19 protein-coding genes and 1 pseudogene are annotated in these 16,741 nt (G+C 49.9%); 11 read left to right on the forward strand and 9 right to left on the reverse strand.

Annotated elements, in window-relative coordinates:
• Positions 1 to 7: 7 nt before the first annotated feature.
• Positions 8 to 787 (reverse strand): acetolactate decarboxylase, encoded by a 780-nt coding sequence (budA, locus tag HV157_RS08120; protein ID WP_025204708.1) that lies wholly within the window; start codon positions 785 to 787, stop codon positions 8 to 10.
• A gap of 105 nt (positions 788 to 892) precedes the next feature.
• Between budA and HV157_RS08125 the strand changes: the two genes are divergently transcribed.
• The 3 genes and pseudogenes from HV157_RS08125 to HV157_RS08135 all read left to right on the forward strand — a co-directional run bounded on the left by HV157_RS08125 (position 893) and on the right by HV157_RS08135 (position 2,576).
• Positions 893 to 1,774, forward strand: a complete 882-nt coding sequence (locus HV157_RS08125) for a LysR family transcriptional regulator (RefSeq protein WP_014169049.1) — start codon at positions 893 to 895, stop codon at positions 1,772 to 1,774.
• Positions 1,775 to 1,959: 185 nt separating this feature from the next.
• Positions 1,960 to 2,094: pseudogene (locus tag HV157_RS08130) on the forward strand (ash family protein); the annotation flags it as partial.
• A 26-nt stretch (positions 2,095 to 2,120) separates the two neighbouring features.
• Positions 2,121 to 2,576: a hypothetical protein gene (locus HV157_RS08135; protein WP_040016886.1), complete on the forward strand. Its 456-nt coding sequence runs from the start codon at positions 2,121 to 2,123 to the stop codon at positions 2,574 to 2,576.
• A gap of 86 nt (positions 2,577 to 2,662) precedes the next feature.
• Here HV157_RS08135 and HV157_RS08140 read toward each other — a convergent pair whose 3' ends face one another.
• On the reverse strand, positions 2,663 to 3,451 hold the full coding sequence (locus HV157_RS08140; RefSeq protein ID WP_040016885.1) for a phosphotransferase: 789 nt from the start codon (positions 3,449 to 3,451) through the stop codon (positions 2,663 to 2,665).
• A 201-nt stretch (positions 3,452 to 3,652) separates the two neighbouring features.
• On the opposite strand from HV157_RS08140, the gene HV157_RS08145 reads away from it, so the two are divergent.
• From HV157_RS08145 to HV157_RS08155, 3 genes are all read left to right on the forward strand, one after another.
• On the forward strand, positions 3,653 to 4,273 hold the full coding sequence (locus HV157_RS08145) for a LysE family translocator (RefSeq protein ID WP_040016884.1): 621 nt from the start codon (positions 3,653 to 3,655) through the stop codon (positions 4,271 to 4,273).
• Between the two features lie 246 nt (positions 4,274 to 4,519).
• Positions 4,520 to 5,395, forward strand: a complete 876-nt coding sequence (locus HV157_RS08150; RefSeq protein ID WP_020885047.1) for an AraC family transcriptional regulator — start codon at positions 4,520 to 4,522, stop codon at positions 5,393 to 5,395.
• Positions 5,396 to 5,746: 351 nt separating this feature from the next.
• Positions 5,747 to 6,985, forward strand: coding sequence for an IS110-like element ISEsa2 family transposase (locus HV157_RS08155; RefSeq protein ID WP_000219087.1), 1,239 nt, complete (start codon positions 5,747 to 5,749; stop codon positions 6,983 to 6,985).
• A 127-nt stretch (positions 6,986 to 7,112) separates the two neighbouring features.
• Here the strand turns inward: HV157_RS08155 and map are convergent, their stop codons facing one another.
• Positions 7,113 to 7,901: a type I methionyl aminopeptidase gene (gene map / locus HV157_RS08160; RefSeq protein ID WP_032677644.1), complete on the reverse strand. Its 789-nt coding sequence runs from the start codon at positions 7,899 to 7,901 to the stop codon at positions 7,113 to 7,115.
• Positions 7,882 to 8,100 (reverse strand): ParD-like family protein, encoded by a 219-nt coding sequence (locus HV157_RS08165; protein WP_032677643.1) that lies wholly within the window; start codon positions 8,098 to 8,100, stop codon positions 7,882 to 7,884. The genes map and HV157_RS08165 overlap by 20 nt, the downstream gene beginning before the upstream one ends.
• A 224-nt stretch (positions 8,101 to 8,324) precedes the next feature.
• On the opposite strand from HV157_RS08165, the gene HV157_RS08170 reads away from it, so the two are divergent.
• Complete coding sequence (locus HV157_RS08170) at positions 8,325 to 8,945, forward strand: LysE family translocator (protein WP_079231302.1); 621 nt, start codon at positions 8,325 to 8,327, stop codon at positions 8,943 to 8,945.
• 551 nt (positions 8,946 to 9,496) lie between these two features.
• Here the strand turns inward: HV157_RS08170 and HV157_RS08175 are convergent.
• Positions 9,497 to 10,399 (reverse strand): hypothetical protein, encoded by a 903-nt coding sequence (locus HV157_RS08175; RefSeq protein WP_079231303.1) that lies wholly within the window; start codon positions 10,397 to 10,399, stop codon positions 9,497 to 9,499.
• 251 nt (positions 10,400 to 10,650) lie between these two features.
• On the opposite strand from HV157_RS08175, the gene HV157_RS08180 reads away from it, so the two are divergent.
• Positions 10,651 to 11,091: a GNAT family N-acetyltransferase gene (locus HV157_RS08180; protein WP_032677635.1), complete on the forward strand. Its 441-nt coding sequence runs from the start codon at positions 10,651 to 10,653 to the stop codon at positions 11,089 to 11,091.
• A 225-nt stretch (positions 11,092 to 11,316) separates the two neighbouring features.
• The gene (locus HV157_RS08185) at positions 11,317 to 11,721 is read left to right on the forward strand and encodes a nuclear transport factor 2 family protein (RefSeq protein ID WP_032677634.1); all 405 of its coding nucleotides are present in this window, start codon (positions 11,317 to 11,319) and stop codon (positions 11,719 to 11,721) included.
• Positions 11,722 to 11,871: 150 nt separating this feature from the next.
• On the opposite strand, the gene HV157_RS08190 is transcribed toward HV157_RS08185, so the two are convergent.
• Positions 11,872 to 12,789: a LysR family transcriptional regulator gene (locus tag HV157_RS08190; protein ID WP_032677633.1), complete on the reverse strand. Its 918-nt coding sequence runs from the start codon at positions 12,787 to 12,789 to the stop codon at positions 11,872 to 11,874.
• Positions 12,790 to 12,892: 103 nt separating this feature from the next.
• Here HV157_RS08190 and HV157_RS08195 point away from each other — a divergent pair, with 103 nt between their 5' ends.
• The gene (locus tag HV157_RS08195; RefSeq protein ID WP_032677632.1) at positions 12,893 to 14,101 is read left to right on the forward strand and encodes an MFS transporter; all 1,209 of its coding nucleotides are present in this window, start codon (positions 12,893 to 12,895) and stop codon (positions 14,099 to 14,101) included.
• Between the two features lie 188 nt (positions 14,102 to 14,289).
• Here the strand turns inward: HV157_RS08195 and HV157_RS08200 are convergent, their stop codons facing one another.
• Entirely contained in the window at positions 14,290 to 14,646 is a 357-nt protein-coding gene (locus HV157_RS08200; RefSeq protein ID WP_040016883.1) for a DUF4440 domain-containing protein, read from the reverse strand.
• Between the two features lie 15 nt (positions 14,647 to 14,661).
• The gene (locus HV157_RS08205; RefSeq protein ID WP_032677630.1) at positions 14,662 to 15,621 is read right to left on the reverse strand and encodes a LysR family transcriptional regulator; all 960 of its coding nucleotides are present in this window, start codon (positions 15,619 to 15,621) and stop codon (positions 14,662 to 14,664) included.
• A 92-nt stretch (positions 15,622 to 15,713) separates the two neighbouring features.
• Between HV157_RS08205 and HV157_RS08210 the strand changes: the two genes are divergently transcribed.
• Positions 15,714 to 16,190, forward strand: coding sequence for a GNAT family N-acetyltransferase (locus tag HV157_RS08210; protein ID WP_059306369.1), 477 nt, complete (start codon positions 15,714 to 15,716; stop codon positions 16,188 to 16,190).
• A gap of 108 nt (positions 16,191 to 16,298) precedes the next feature.
• Here HV157_RS08210 and HV157_RS08215 read toward each other — a convergent pair whose 3' ends face one another.
• A complete protein-coding gene (locus HV157_RS08215; RefSeq protein WP_059306370.1) occupies positions 16,299 to 16,685 on the reverse strand; it encodes a hypothetical protein in 387 nt (128 codons plus the stop codon).
• Between the last annotated feature and the right edge of the window lie 56 nt (positions 16,686 to 16,741).

The raw sequence follows: 16,741 nt of genomic DNA on the forward strand, positions 1-16,741 counted from the left end.
TCTCCTGTTAGTTTTCGACGGAACGGATTGCAGCATCAAGGTTACTGGGATGAAGGTTGGCCTGTAAAAATGCGCTGTCGGCAGGCAGGTCGATCATCAGTTTGTGAATTTCACCGAAGGTCAGCACGCCGCTCTCAAGCTGGTAGTCGAGCAGATGCCCGCCGCCCTGACGATCGTCGGTGATAAAATGTTCGTGATATCCCGCGACGTTAATGCCCTGCATATGCTGCGGTGTGCGGAACCCGACCAGTACCCCTTCTCGCTGGTTAAAGCGGAACACCGGCTGGTCGTCCAGCACGTCGGTCATCGCACGGTATGGCGGCTTCTGACGTGGAACGGTACGGGTGTGGGCGTGGCGGAAATTACCGTCGATGCGTAACGCACAGAACAGGTTATCGGAGGGGATTTGCTGGTCGATCACGTCGTGGATCTGCTGACGACTGACCGGCGCATCGAAGGTTTTGCGATACTGCGGCTGGAACCAGGTCATCACCGCAAACGGTGTTTTTTGCTCTGGCTTCGCGGCACGGGCACTCCCGTCGGCGCGCAGCTGATACACCTGGCTGCTGAAGGCAATCATTTCGCCATCCAGCTCGTTGAACGTACCCAGACCAAAATCGCCGTGCGCAAGCAGATCGGCGATAGTGGTATCCCCCTCGTACACGCCGCTTAACAGGGCGCTCATTAGCGATGTCTGATAGATCACGCTGTCAGGATGCTGGGCAGAAAACCCACGCAGGGTCTCGCACAAACTGGCCTCACAGTCGCATGCAGATGAATGCACCATCATGCTCGTCCTCTTCAACTTTATTTAGAAAGGTTAAATAAATGTTGACCCGATTCAGCATAGAGTTCCAATATAGAATCCATGCTGGTTTGAGACGTTTTTGATATGGAACTTCGTTATCTGCGGTATTTTGTCGCCGTTGCACGTGAGCGACACTTCACCAAAGCGGCCAAAGCGCTGGGTATTTCACAGCCTCCTCTGAGTCAGCAGATTAAACGGCTCGAGGAAGAAGTGGGCACGCCGTTATTCAGACGCCTGACGCGAGGCGTGGAGCTGACTGAAGCGGGAGAAGCCTTCTATGAGGACGCCTGTAAGATCCTGGCGCTGAGCGACGCCGCGCTGGAGAAAGCCCGGGGCATTGCCCGCGGGCTGAACGGCAGTCTGTCGATTGGGATCACCAGTTCAGACGCCTTTCACCCCAAAATCTTCACCCTTATTCGCCAGTATCAGCTGCAGAACATGGCGGTGAGAGTGCACCAGGTGGAAGCCAATATGTCTTCGCTGACGGCGATGCTGGCGGAGGGTGAGCTGGATATCGCGTTTGTGCGTCTGCCGTGTGAGAGCAGCAAAGCGTTTGAGCTAAAAATTCTCGACCGTGAGCCGATGGTTGTGGCGCTGCATCGCGACCATCCACTGGCGAAGTGTGGATCACTGGCGCTGGAGCAACTTCGGGATACGCCGGTCGTTTTGTTCCCGCAGGAGGTCGCGCCAGGGCTGTACGATCGCGTTTACGGCTGCTGCGAGCGGGCCGGAATTGACGTGCAGCACACGCTGCAGTCTTCGCAACTTTCCTCTTCCCTGAGCATGGTGTCCGCTGGCGGCGGGTTCGCCCTGGTGCCGAAGTCGATGGCCGCCATTTCGCCTCCCAATGTGACCTACCATGCGCTGACATCACCGGAGCTTTATACCGATATTGCGCTGTGCTGGCGGCGTTTTGAACGTTCGCGGACGGTGAAACGGTTTCTGGCGATGCTGAGTGAAGGGTAATGGCGCGGCGTTGCTTGCGCGCGCTAAGGCCTTTCTGGAAGCCGCCTCGCAAACCTGCAAGTAACCTTGTGTAATTCAGGGTTACTGCTTTTCTTACTCTCCTCCTGGCCGTAAAGTGCCTGCGTTGCGGCACATCCGCAACCGGGCGTAGGAACCCGTTGGCATAAAGCGATTTTTTTTGTCGCGACAGCGCATATACCGTTAAAATCACGGTGGCGCTGGCGGAGCAGCCGAAAGGCTGGCCGTTTTTCTTTATGCACGGTATTCCTACCTCCGTCAGCGCTACCCCCCAAGAGCGTAGGAACTCACCGGGCGGTTAATAATTTTTGCATAAAGAGGATGCCATATGGCTACTATCCCTTCCCTGTCTTACGCGCTCTCTGAAGAAAGCGCTATACACCATCTGCTTCATCTACAACTGCCTGAATCTGCAGATCTCTTCGAACTGGCCGATGCCTGCACCGCGTATGTAAGCGTGCTGGTAGAAACTGACGATGCGGTCACCCATGCAACACTGTGCACGCGTTTGCTGGCAGTCCTTAAACGCCTTCGCGCGCGTTGTGATTCTGCCCTCCCGCCTTATCTGGTCGAACAGCTGATTGCAGGAGAGAAGATTGTCTCCTGCGTTCCGGACTGCTGGCAGGATACGTCGCTCCAGGTGGACTATGCGCTGGCGTTAACGCAGGCGGTAATGGGAGGAACATTGCCTGCAAACGTGGCAAAAGAGCTGACCGGTCTGCTACATGATATGGTCTGGCTGCTGGCGGAGTTCGTCAAGGAGCCGTATATCACGGCGCACTAAGGCCAGAGCTTAAGGGCCGAAATTCAGCTGGTCTGTGAGCCAGAATTTCGGCCTTAATAATATAAAAAACCCATGCAGACGAAGGGTTAAAGTACTGAGATAGCCTCGTCCAGCCAGCCGGGAAGCGTTTCTCTGTACCAGTTCAGGTACAGCTCAAAATCTGTTTTGTTCCGGTCATAGAGCAGGGACATCACCTCTGACACAATCCATGCTTTAGCAAGGGTTATTTCCGTCGCTAGCTGTCGGGCAGGCATATGCAGATAATGCACGCTGTAACGCTCCGCAAGCTGTAAAATGCTTTGCCTGGAGCCCATCCCCTTTACCAGCGGGGCGAGGTCGATAGCCGGACTGCCCGTGCCAAACCTTTCCCAGTCAAAGAGAACCCACTCTCCGTTTTCTCTCCTCCCCCAGTTACCGGCATTGGTATCCCCTGAGAGTAAACATTTCTGCCGAAACAAAACGCTGCCCGCTTGCTGAAAACAGCGCATCTGGTGGGCCGCGCGGTCCGGTAATCTCAAAAGCGCCAGTGATTTTTCAAGCGCTTTCTCGGGCCAGGAATGAGGGTGATACACCCAGGTTGGATCTGGTGGAGTGCAATGAAGATGAGAAAGGCATTTCAATATGTCATCCCCCGACACCTCATCCTGAGACACTTTTCCAGGGATATATTCCAGCCTTAACCGGCGTGGATGTGGATCGGCAGACAACAGCGTCGGCGTTTTGATTCCCCTGCTGTTGAGCTCTTCCGCCGCATACTCGTAGAAAGCGTATTCCACAGGGCTAACAGGGCATTTTTCTATGACTTGCTGACCATATTGATCCACCAAACGCTGCACTTTTGCCGCACCCATTTGGGATAAATTCTCCGCAGACATACATGACTCCCTGTGTCAGGTTTGGCTTTAAGGGATAAGTGTAGTGTGATGCGGAGAGATCAGGGGCATTGCGGTTTACGGGCAGTGTTGCGGGTTGTGGGAAGGTCCGCTTAGAGCGAAGAGCAGACCTTTAAAAACAATATTTAATGGATTGATTGTAGGGAGCTAAATGATTAGCATCTGCTCTTTCGGACAAAGAAAATGACTGTTAACGATTCCCTCTTCGCATTCTCTCTCGCAGCACTGTTACTTACCCTGACTCCCGGTCTTGATACGGCACTTATTCTGCGCACCGCTTGTGCTGAGGGCGGTAAAAAGGCTTTTCACGCTGCGCTTGGCATTGATGCTGGCTGTTTTGTATGGGGCGCGCTGGTTGCGTTAGGTCTTGGTGCTCTTCTGGCGGTTTCAGAGATGGCTTACACTGTGCTCAAAGTTTGTGGCGCGGTCTACCTGAGCTGGCTGGGCTTACAACTGCTGATACGTCCTCGATCATCTTTCAGTGATGGTGATGACAACAACGTTTCTCAGGGGAACTGGTTTATCAGAGGAATGCTGGGGAATGTGCTCAATCCCAAAATGGGCATTTTTTATGTCTCTTTTTTGCCGCAGTTCGTACCTGCCGGTCACTCACCTTTAATATGGACTTTTATCCTGGTCAGCATCCACGTAGCGATTGGGACTATATGGTCAGTCACTCTCATTTTATCTACGCATTTTGCGTCAGCCGTACTGAAGAAAAGTCGCGTTGTCCGGGTGATGGACAGAGCAACAGGGGGCTTGTTTTTATGTTTCGCGGCTAAACTTGCTATTAGCACGAGATAGCCTTGGGCTGGCTGGCAATGTCCGCTTCTGGCACAAAGCGGACCGTCGTGTAGGGATTAAGTTCTGCTTAGAGCGAACAGTGGAAGTTCGGCATGCATATTGACATCGAGAGTCTTGAGCAATGGAGAGCAAGTCAAAGGTTCGAAAGATAGCCACCTGGAAATGCTCTCCTTTGTACGTCATTGAGCAAGATCGGTCAGGCAAACTGAATCGCCTTCGAGCATATTAAGCAGCACGGAGGAAGTCATGTGTGATAATAAAACTGATAGTTACGCCAGACGCTTTAAACAGGTCTTTGATTATATTGACCACCATCTCGATGACGCTTTATTACTGGAAAAACTGAGTGAAGTGGCTCACTTCTCGCCATTTCATTTCCATCGTCAGTTTTGTAGTTATTGTGGGATGCCACCTGGCCGTTACATCCAGATGATGCGCTTAAAACGCGCATCTTATCGACTGGCTTTTAATCCGTTAGAGAAAATCACTGATATCGCGTACGACGCCGGTTTCCAGCATTCTGAATCATTTAGCCGTGCTTTCAGACAAATGTTCGGTCTATCACCGACGCAATTCCGCCAGCAGCCCCCCTGGGTGGATTGGCATAAGCGCATATCCGAACCTTACAAAGCCAGGAGACAAACCATGCAAAGCCAGGTCAGGATCATTACTTTCCCCGCGACGTCAGTCGCAATGCTGACACATTATGGACAACCGGAGCGAATAAACGAAACGGCGGCTCGCTTTATTGAATGGCGAAAAACCACGGGTTTTTCACCGGTTGCCAGTAGCCAGACATACGGTATTGCACCACACGATCCAACCTTAACGCCGCCGGATGAATTTGAGTTCCATATTTGCGGAACCGTCACGTCACCCATTATTGAAGACAATCGCTTCGGGGTGATAAATAGTGACATTCCGGCTGGTCGCTGTGCGGTGTTACGTCATCAGGGATCGCATGATGCGTTAACCGGGTTGGCTAAGTCTCTGTATCGTGACTGGTTGCCAGAGAGCGGAGAGGAACTTCGCGACTTCCCGCTTTTCTTTCATTACCACAACTTTGTGCATGAGGTAGCAGAACATGAATTACTCACGGATATCTATTTGCCGTTAAAATGAGCTGATTCAGGGTTATTGTTCATCGTTGATCTGCTCCCCATCGATTAAAACCGTGATATTTGCAACGTCCGCTCCTGGCACAAAGCGACCAAACTAACGGAGCAGAAGGTCCGCTGTGAGCGATATATAGTCATTCGTACCCTGAGAATTACACTTTGAAGTGATTCAGGGTATGCGCTTACTGGTTACGAATATTGAGCGAGAATCATGTGATGATCGCCGCTTTTCTTTCGAGCCAGTAGGTGCTCCACGTTCGCTAACGAATACTCAGGGCATGCAGATAAACTGCTGGCTATATTTCTTTCGAAGAGCGTGGAATGCATACCAATCCCCGATAAAAAGGAGTTGGTGATGACTGTGACTAATCAATTTGCTGCGCACGTTGGTCTGGACTGGGCTGATAAAAAACACGATGTCTGTGTTCAGTTTAAAAACGGTGAACGCGTATTCGATGTGATTGAACATACAGCAGAAGCGCTTGATGCCTGGCTTACTGAGTTACACCAGAAAGTAAAAGGTAGAATCGCAATAGCTCTCGAACTGAAGAAGGGCCCCGTGGTATATGCTCTTCAAAAATACCCCTTTATCACCGTTTTCCCCGTCCACGCATTGTCCCTGGCTCGTTATCGGCAAGCCTTCTCGCCCAGCGGCGCTAAAGATGATCCGCAGGATGCCGAGCTGGCATTAGAGTTAATGCTGCGTTACCCCCAGAAGATAAAAGCTATTGAACCCGACAATGCGGATATTCGCTTACTTCAGCAACTGGTTGAGCAACGTCGTCAGTTGGTTGAAGATAAACGACGCTTTGTGAACCGGATAATCAATACGCTTAAACAGTATTATCCTCAGCCACTGGAGTGGTTCTCACATCGGGGTAGCTTACTGTTGTGTGAGCTGATTATCCGGTGGCCCAGTCTGCAACAACTGAAACGAGCCAGACGCGACACGATCCGCAACTTTCTGAATGCCAAAGGTGGTCGCGCTATGGCCCTTACCGAGCAACGTGTTGCGAGTATTGATAATGCGATCCCATTGACTACAGACCCGAGTGTTATAGAGGCTAATGCTTTGATGGCAGCAGCACTGGCGACACAAATTAAAGTCGTGAGTGAAATCATCAAAACCTATGACGAACGAATCGAAACGCTGTTTGACACATTGCCAGATGCGGGGCTGTTCAAATCACTTCCGGGCATGGGACCGTGCATGGGCCCACGGATGCTTGCTGCACTTGGTGATAACCGTGACCGGTTTAACAGCGCTGAAGAAATTCAAAACTACGCAGGTATAGCACCGGTGACCGAACGAAGCGGCCAAAAATCCTGGGTTCACTGGCGATGGCAATGTGCCAAGTTCGTCAGGCAGACCTTTGTTGAATGGGCTGCCAAGACGGTTAATTCATCATACTGGGCCAAACTGTATTATCAGGGCCTTAGAGAAAAGGGCAAATCTCATCAGTCTGCGATCCGGGCACTGGCGTTCAAATGGATAAGGATCATTTACCGCTGCTGGAAGGCCAGAACCTGTTATGACGAAGCGAAATATTTGCTGGCTCTCGAAGCGAGACACTCGCCCTTACTGAAGCCATAAAAAGCTTGTCGAATGTCTCAGGGCGTGAAGCGGACGTCCCCTGTAAAAGATGCCAGGCTGGATACGGGAATCAAGCACACAGTTGAAGATGCGTGAAAGCTTTTTTTTTGCTGAGTAATCACCGGAGTCAAACCATGTTTTCTGGAATGATTTCATCTTTACGAAGTGTTAAAACTTCAAAACCGTCATTGGTCACAGCGACCGTGTGTTCCCACTGGGCCGAGAGTTTTTTATCCCGGGTGACCACTGTCCAGCCGTCTTTTTTGGTTTTTATTTTACTGCTTCCCTGATTTACCATCGGTTCGATGGTAAAAACCATTCCTGCCTGTAACACTTCGCCTGTACCAGGTTTACCATAGTGCAGCACCTGCGGTTCTTCATGCATTTCTTTGCCGATACCGTGCCCGCAGTATTCCCTGACAATGCTATAGCCGTTGGACTCAGCATGCGTCTGGATGGCATGCCCGATGTCTCCCAGTGTTGCACCCGGTTTTACCATTTTTATGCCCAGCCACATGGCTTCCTGGCTTATATCCACCAACCGGCGAGCCAGCGGAGAGACGTCACCAATCAGATACATTTTGCTGGAGTCGGCAATCAGGCCCCCTTTCTCCAGGGTGATATCGACATTAACTATAGCGCCGGCTTTCAGGTATTCGTTGGCTTTAGGAACTCCGTGACAAACCACTTCATTCACAGAAGTATTCAGGACGTAAGGGTAATTATATTGTCCTTTACTGGCAGGTCTTGACTGCAACTCATTGACAATAAAAGCTTCTACGCGATCATTGATGTCCAGAGTTGAGACTCCCGGAACAATAAACGTGTCCAGCATCTCAAATACGGAGGCCAGCAACGCTCCTGCATGACGCTGGCGGGCAAGTTCATCTGCGGTTTTAATGGGAATTGATGGCATTGATAACCTCCATTAAACGGTCAGAACCTGATTTCAGCATCATCATTTTAATTTGTTGATAGTTAAGTTCCGGGTAAAGCTCACTCATCATACCGAGGCGGATCCAGTATTCGGCTTGTGCATTCACTGAACGTGACATCGCTCTGCTTGCATCCCGCACGTCTTCATGCAGCAAATCTGAAATTTTGACAATACCCATAAGCATATACTCTGCAATAGAACATATATATAACGTATATGTTTCACAGACCGTTGTCACGGAGATTTTTGCCGTACGAATAAAGGTCTGCTTCGGGCGCAAAGCGGACAGGCTAAGTGAGCTGAAAGTCCGCTTTGAGCGAAGAGCAGACCTTTAAAAACAATATTTAATGGATTGATTGTAGGGAGCTAAATGATTAGCATCTGCTCTTTCGGGCAAAGAAAATGACTGTTAACGATTCCCTCTTCGCATTCTCTCTCGCAGCACTGTTACTTACCCTGACTCCCGGTCTTGATACGGCACTTATTCTGCGCACCGCTTGTGCTGAGGGCGGTAAAAAGGCTTTTCAGGCTGCGCTTGGCATTGATGCTGGCTGTTTTGTATGGGGCGCGCTGGTTGCGTTAGGTCTTGGTGCTCTTCTGGCGGTTTCAGAGATGACTTACACTGTGCTCAAAGTTTGTGGCGCGGTCTACCTGAGCTGGCTGGGCTTACAACTGCTGATACGTCCTCGATCATCTTTCAGTGATGGTGATGACAACAACGTTTCTCAAGGGAACTGGTTTATCAGAGGAATGCTGGGGAATGTGCTCAATCCCAAAATGGGCATTTTTTATGTCTCTTTTTTGCCGCAGTTCGTACCTGCCGGTCACTCACCTTTAATATGGACTTTTATCCTGGTCAGCATCCACGTAGCGATTGGGACTATATGGTCAGTCACTCTCATTTTATCTACGCATTTTGTGTCAGCCGTACTGAAGAAAAGTCGCGTTGTCCGGGTGATGGACAGAGCAACAGGGGGCTTGTTTTTATGTTTCGCGGCTAAACTTGCTATTAGCACGAGATAGCCTTGGGCTGGCTGGCAATGTCCGCTTCTGGCACTAAGCGGACTTTAATCATCGGCCACGTTGTCAAAGGTCAGGACGGATGTTCAGGGTGAAAAATGATGCGTGCCGCTTCGTCGCTGATAGACCGTCAGAATGACTTGTCTGCTCGGTGCAATAATCAGTACCTTTTCCTTCCTGAAAGACAATAATCCCCTAATCACAATAATCCTCCTTAATTAGTGCCTGTCCTGCATCAATCTCTCTCCTCTTCTGCACAGATCCGAAAACTCCCGAAGTCGGATGCTGAGCCACGGGGCAGGCAGACTTCCGCCCTGTCTTGTTACCGCAGAAAAGGCATAAAAAAACCGCCGGGAAGGCGGTCTGTATGCAGCTGACAGGGTGGATCACAAGGTGGCGGTCACGCCGCCAGCGCAGTTGAACCTGTCAGCACTGAAATAACAAGCGGGTCGGTTTTTATTTTAACCAGACAGAAGGAAAAAAAACCCAGATAAAGGCAGAAGCCGAATGTGGACAACAGTATGAAAAGACACAGCGTAAGCTGCCGGTAGCTCTTAATCATGCACATCTTCCCCATACAGAAAAGCATACTCCATCACCCGCTTTCTCCCGGCATGCTCAGCGGCGCGTATTGAAGGCAGGTTACTGCTTTCGATGGTTCCCCATAGCGATGCCGGTGTGCGGGGCGTGCTGAGAAAAGAAAGTAAGGCCTGTTGAGCGGAACCCGCAACATGCTTTCCGCGAAAGCGCGGAATAACGATCTCCTCGGTGATCCACTGTCCGGATATAAAAGCCCGGCGCGCGTTATCACAGATGATAAAACCGGCACGCGACCCCTCATAAACTATGATGAACAGGTTTCCGTCCTTAATGGCATCGCGAATGTCTTCTTCATCTGCAGGAACCACCTTATCCTTCAGGAAAGGATAGCGGGAATACGTCTCGGCATAGGCAAGTTCCAGAGCCTGAAGGCACCACTCAACTGACGGCTGGCAGGCACGCTCAATGCGGACAGTATGGCCGCTGATTACAGCTTCTTTTTTTTCATCCATGCTGCCGCCGACATAGAAAAACTGATCGGCACAACCGCGCGTATCCTCAGACACGGGTCGGAGAACGCGGACTGAACGTGCGCCCATGGGATGCCATACGTCCAGTATTGAGGCCATTGCCCGCCGGGTCAGAGGAGCAGAGCTGGCGACCAGATCAATGAACGGCTTCTTCAAATCGCCGCCTCTGTATCTGGGTCCGGTGAGGTAGTCATTACCGTCGCAGGAAATGATTTTCTGAAGAAAAAAATCCTGAGGCAGACCGGTTTCCCGGAAAGGGAAATTTGATGAAAAATTGCTGTCCTCACACCAGAGCAGCTGTTCATCAATATAGTCTTTCAGGCCGTTCCTGAGTAACCAGGAGTCAACAGGCAGCCTGCTGAACTGCTCAAGCATATAATCAAGCATTAACTTGTTCCTTTTATTTCAACGGGGCAGCCCCAATTACCACTGGGATACCTGTTTTATAGAAAGATAGCATGAGGTTGATGACGTCTTTTCTCTCTGCACCGGGCCGGGCAGAGAAATTGTTGAGGCTCCGGCGTTCAAAGCAAAAGGCAGGTGGAGATGGAAGGGTCCGCTTTGAGCAAAGAGCGGAAGTTTGCAACGTGCATGTGATTTGGATATTTTTTCTAAACTATTATGAAGGAGGTTATGGCATGGTCTTAATCAGGACGCCAAAGTTAAAAGATATACCCTCTCTAAATAAGCTGTTTCTGCAACTAGGATATCAGACAGAGGGAGAACGCTTAGAAAAGCACATTGACCAAGAGTATACCGGTCTTAGCATATTGGTTGCCGAATCAGAAAAAGAACTTTGCGGGGTTATTGTGGTGAATTTTATAACGCCCCTGCACGAAAACGGCTTATGGGCATTAATTTCAGCTCTGGTTATTGACGAATCATTGCGAGGGGCAGGGATCGGGCGGAAACTCCTCATCGCCGCTGAGCAAATCGCCCTGGAGAAAGGATGTTCTCAAATTGAGCTTTCAAGCAGTGAAAGAAGAGTCAGAGCACACAAGTTTTATGAAGATAATGGTTATCAGGAAGTTAGGAAGCGTTTTGTTAAACATCTCGCCGACGTTCCCGTTGTTAATTAACTCCCTCGCAAGGTTTGCATTGTCCGCTTCTGGCAAAAAGCGGACAAGCTAACTGAGCCAAAGGTCCGCCATGAGCGAAAATCGGACAAAAGCCCCCCCAGGGGACTGAGTAACGTACCAACCGCTCTCTATAACATGATCAAACAGCACCGTAGGACAAGGTGATTTTTAATACCATCGTTTAGTCTGACAATCCTTAACTACTCTTACTGGGATTAACAAGCTATGACAGTCCAAACACCACAGGTAGTAGCGGAAACTTTTTTTCATCGTATAGCCACAGCAGAAGATGTGAATGAGATAGCGGCACTGGTAAGTGAAAGCGTCGACTGGGTGGTCGCTGGAAATACTCAGTTAGTTCCCTGGATTGGCCGAAAATACGGCAGAAACGGTGTGGCAGAATTCTATGCGCAAATACGGACACACCTCTCACCAGAACATTTTGAAATAAAAGATATTCTCATCAAAGACAAGCGACTGGTTGCTATTGGTGAGCTTGCATCACGCGTTAAAAAAACACAGAAGCTGATTGAAACCGAATTTGTACTCGACATGTACATCGAAAATGGTCTTATTACCCGCTTTCGCATGTTTGAGGATAGCTTCGGAGTTTCCGAGGCGTGCCTTTAATTGCAGATACGTTTATTCCATTGAACGTCCGTTTCTGGCACGCAACGGACAGCCCACGTGGTCATAAGGTCTGCGTTGAGCGTACAGCAGACATTCTGCATTTAGAGACCATTGAAACACTGGAACTCTCTGTAGCTGTTTCATCTATCCTTAGGCTGCTAAGGATAGATTGCTCAAATTCTGCTGTATGTATTCAATAAGCGCTCGTGTTTTAGCGGGCAAATAACGCTTGTCTGAATAAAGTGCGTACAATTGAAGTGGGGCTGGCGGTTGTTCGAACTTAGTCTCGATCAGTCGTCCATCGTCGATGTAGGGCTGGCAGGCCTGTTTCGAAAGAATAGCGAAACCAACACCCGCTACCGCCGCGCGTCCTGCCATCTCTCCGCTGTTTACCCGGTAATGGCCTTTAACCTTTATCGTCTCAAATCCCCCCTTTTTATTCACAAACTGCCAGGGAGCACCTTTAAGTGCATTTACCGTGGTAATACAGGGTAATTCTTCAAATTGCTGTATACGAGAAGGTATGCCATAACGCTGAATGACGGAGGGGGCTGCAACGATGGTGCAAGGGATCGTCACCAGGTGACGGGCTATGTAATCACCGTCATCCATCTGGCCACGGCTCACAATGATGGCTAAATCGAGATCGTCTCTCAGGGATTCAAGACCAGACAAATTTGTGACACAGCTAATTTCCAGATCCGGGTGCTGGCAGGCGAAATCGGCAATCACAGAACCCAGCAGTGCAGGACCTATTTCATTGGGAATACAGATACGTAGTGGCCCCTTGAGCTGCATCTGCCGCAACGTTAATTCTGTTTCAGTCTGCTCAAGTGCATCCATTAATGGCTTCGCCCGGGAATAGAGCAGGTGCCCCGCTTGTGTGAGTTTCATATGTCGGGTGCTGCGCTCAATGAGCTGAAGATTCAGTCTGTCTTCTAGCTGAGAAATACAACGACTAACGTTTGATGTCGGCATTTCAAGGACTTTAGATGCCCCAACAAAACTTTCTCTTTCAACCACCGCAATGAAAACTTTCAGGGTATTAAAATCAAGAGCTGGTCGCATAGACTATCCCATAAATGATAACAATACGTGCCAGTTTTACCATCTACTGAATAAGATTGAAAGCAATTAAACTCGGATATCTTTTACCCACAGGTCGCTTGTTATGTCATCGGTCACAACAACGTTTAATCATAAAGCCCTCATCCGGATAGCGGTTGTCATGGCTTTTATCCAGTTCACAAATGCGCTGGAATATATGATGTTCAACCCTGTTTTTGCTTTTATGGCAGCAGACTTCGCCGTTCCCGTGTCATTCTCTGGCTACGTATCGGGCATGTACACCTCCGGGGCGGTCCTGTCGGGAATTATCGCCTTTTACTGGATTGGTCGTTTCAATAAGAAACGTTTTTTAATCGCCAATATGGCACTACTCGGCCTACTGACACTTTTGACGACATTTACCTCCAGCTTTAGCCTTCTGCTTACATTACGATTCTGTGCCGGATTGGCTGGAGGCACAACTATGGGGGTGAGTATCAGTATATTGATAAATCTCGCACCAACTAACTTGCGAGGGAAATTGTTGGCGACGGTAATTGCATCATTTCCGATGATAAGCATTGCCGGAATGCCCACGATACTATTTTTGTGCGCTCATTACGGTTGGCATGTCGCTTTGTGGCTAACCAGTACGCTGTGTTTGTTGGCAATGCCACTGATTGTATCCATCATCCCTCAGGATACAGTCTCTTTCGATACACCCCACGCACTGCCTCTCGACGTTAATACTTTACTGTTCGCTTCCAGTAATGCGCTGGTACAGTTTAGCCCGATGCTGGTCATTCCTGTTTTGGTACCATTAATGACCCAACAGCTGGGGGGCTCTCAATACCTGCTGCCATGGCTGTTTTTCGCCGGGGGCATTGCAGGATACCTGTCAACAAAAATGACAGGTGCGCTAACTCCGCATTTTTCTGCAGTGAGTCTGGCTACAGGGTCAACTTTCGTTTTTTTACTCGCTTTGCTGATACCTGTTATGGGCTATTCGAATCCGACGCTATTTATTATTTTATTTCTCGGTGCATCTTACAGTCGTCTGGTTTCCTCCTCGGCGGTGAGTATTCAGTTTCCTGATGACAGGCAACGAGCGGGATTTTCTTCATTGCAGTCATCAATAATGTACCTGATCACAACTGTCGCATTTTTTCTGTCTTCTTTTCTATTATCTGGGCACTCCATAGCACAACAAAATATGAACACGTTGCTGGGGGTATGTGCAATTTCCGCATCAGGGTTCCCCATCATCGTTATCATTCTGCAAAAGAAGCTGGCTAAGCGTACGCTCCAGCCAAATCATCTCATCAATGATTAGCATAACGTCCGCTTCTGGCACAAAGCGGACCGACATAAGAGCCGCAAGGTTTGCTACGAGCGATAAGCGACCCCACAAACTTAAAATGAGTGCGGAGTAATGCCGCTATTTCAGGTCACTCCGTCGGCTGGCTTAACTCACCCCACTTGAGATCCAGAAATCGTTTTCTGCGGTGCGCTCCTGGGACCTTATCCGCTCACCGCAACAGGTGTCCCCTGATGGAATACCAGTTTCCATTGCCCGCTCCCGGCCCGCTCCCAACACGAAGAACGCAAAATCGGGCGAGCGCCGTCCGCATTGAATGTCCTGTAGTGTAATATCGCGACATCCTCTCTTATTTGGATGAGCTGAAAGTCGCTGCTGAGAATGGTCGGGATAACTGTTTCGGCAGAAAGTGCCTCTATTGTCTGCGAACGATCGATCAACACACCTGATCGTGTCATTTCCCTGAACTGGTCGTGAAGTATCTGTTCAAGCCATTCACGATCGTTGCGCCTGCTGCCATGAAGCGTGCGTTCCAGCGTTTTCAACTGTTCCAGAAGCATGGCATTTACCCTCATTCAAATTCGACTGTCAGTTGCATGGCCATAAATGTTTTGCGGCAACTCGTCCGCCAGCATGTGAAGTGTCGTCTTCAGCCATTTGGTTGCCCCTCTCTGGCCACTGCGTTTATGCGAGTAAATCTTTACTTCAAACGGGCTTATGGTGAACGGCAATGAAAAAATCTGAATACTGGCAGCATGTTTCAGCTTCTCAGCAGCAAAACGGGGGATGGCCATTAGCAGGTCACTTTCCGCAACGATAAACGGGGCACTCAGCATGGATGGCGTCTTAAGCGCTATCTGCCGCGTATACCCCAACTGCTCAAGCCGTAAATCCAGTACACCCTGCTTTTCGTTCCAGGGGGTTATCACCAGATGCCGTGCGGCAAGATAATCTTCCAGCGTCAGCTGTGTTCGGCGGGTATTGCTGATGACAACATACTCATCCTCAAACCAGTTTATCTCGTCCAGTTCATTGTGACGGATATCGTCGGGTGTACTGAATCCCAGCGCCAGATCCACTTCTCCTGCCAACAGTTCGTTCAGCGCCGGGCTGTGTGGCAAATAGCGTAAATCAAAGCGCAAGCCAGGAGCTTCCTGCTGCAGCCTCTGCATCAACGTCGGGAAAATGCACAACGCGGTAAAGTCCGTAATCGCAATCTGGATCCGCTCCGTGCTTTCGCAAGCCACGAACGCCGGTTGTACAGTCAGCTCCTGATTGAGAAATTTCAGTGCTGATGCAATAGAGGGCGCGAGCTGGGTGGCATACACGCTTGGGCACATCCGGTGTCCTTCCCGGTAAAATAGCGGGTCATTGAGCGCAATACGCAGTCGGGACAGTGCGTGGCTCAACGCAGAGGTGCTCATCGCCAGTTCATCCGCGGCGAGGCGAACGGAACAGTGCCGATAAATGGCGTCAAAAATGAGCAGCAGGTTTAAATCAAGACGTCGCAGCGCTGGATGCATAATATTCATCATGGGGTGATTTCATTGCACTTAATTCTTCTGACAATACCCCCTATGCTTAACGCCATCAATAACGATGCCTTGCAAAAAAGACAGGAAAACATATGAGTATCACCCTTCGCCAGGCCCGCCCGGAAGATGCCTCCGCTATTTACGATATGATTTATGAGCTGGCGGTTTACGAAAAAGCCCCGCAAGAAGTGGTCACCACACCGGATGAGATTCGCGAAACACTCTTTGGTGACGGCAGCCATACCGAAGCATTAATCTGCGAGATTGAAGGGAAAATCGCCGGATACGCCGTGTTCTTCACCAGCTACTCCACATGGCTAGGACGTAACGGTATTTATATGGAAGATCTGTATATTTCCCCCGATTATCGCGGCAAGGGCGCGGGAAAAGCGATGCTGAAGAAAATTGCGCAATATGCCGTGGAACGGCGCTGCGGACGCCTTGAATGGAGCGTACTGGACTGGAACCAGCCCGCAATTGATTTTTACCTCAGCATTGGCGCATTACCTCAAAACGAATGGGTACGGTATCGCCTGGAGGGTAACGCGCTGTTGAACTTTGCCGAATAACGCGACCGTGTTGCGGCAAATTGCAGATGCAGGCTGCTTCTGTTGAGGGGCAGTCATGTTCGCGTTGAGGGGAGTATCAGGAACACATTGATCAGGCTTCGGGCCTGTTCAGTCGCGGCGCGTTCGTCGGTGGAGTATTTCTTCGACATAATGGTCAATGGCAATATTGTGCTCACGGCTCACGCGCGAAATGAATATGTGCAAAAGCGCCAGCGATGCGTGGAGTGTGACTGCGACCAGATTGTCGAAATCTTTCTGAGTGAAACGGTCATTCCCCTTCAGTGTCGAATGCTGGAGCAAGGTGTGGGCCGTGATCTCAAGGACGGCTCGCCTGTAATCGCTCGACAGCAGGACATCCAGATCGGTCTGGCGAAGATCAAACGTGAAGTTAAAACTGACAAATCCGGAATCGACCGGCAAAGAGTAGGTCAGTCTGTCGCCCTGTTGCTCAACGTACGGTTCATACCCCTCCCCCATCAGCCGTTGCGACTGCATATCGCCCTCTCTTCTCTTCCAGGCACCAGGCACACCTGTTGACCAGGGAGCGTCAC

The sequence above is a fragment of the Enterobacter sp. RHBSTW-00318 genome (genome assembly GCF_014101375.1).
GTDB classification, from domain to species: domain Bacteria; phylum Pseudomonadota; class Gammaproteobacteria; order Enterobacterales; family Enterobacteriaceae; genus Enterobacter; species Enterobacter ludwigii.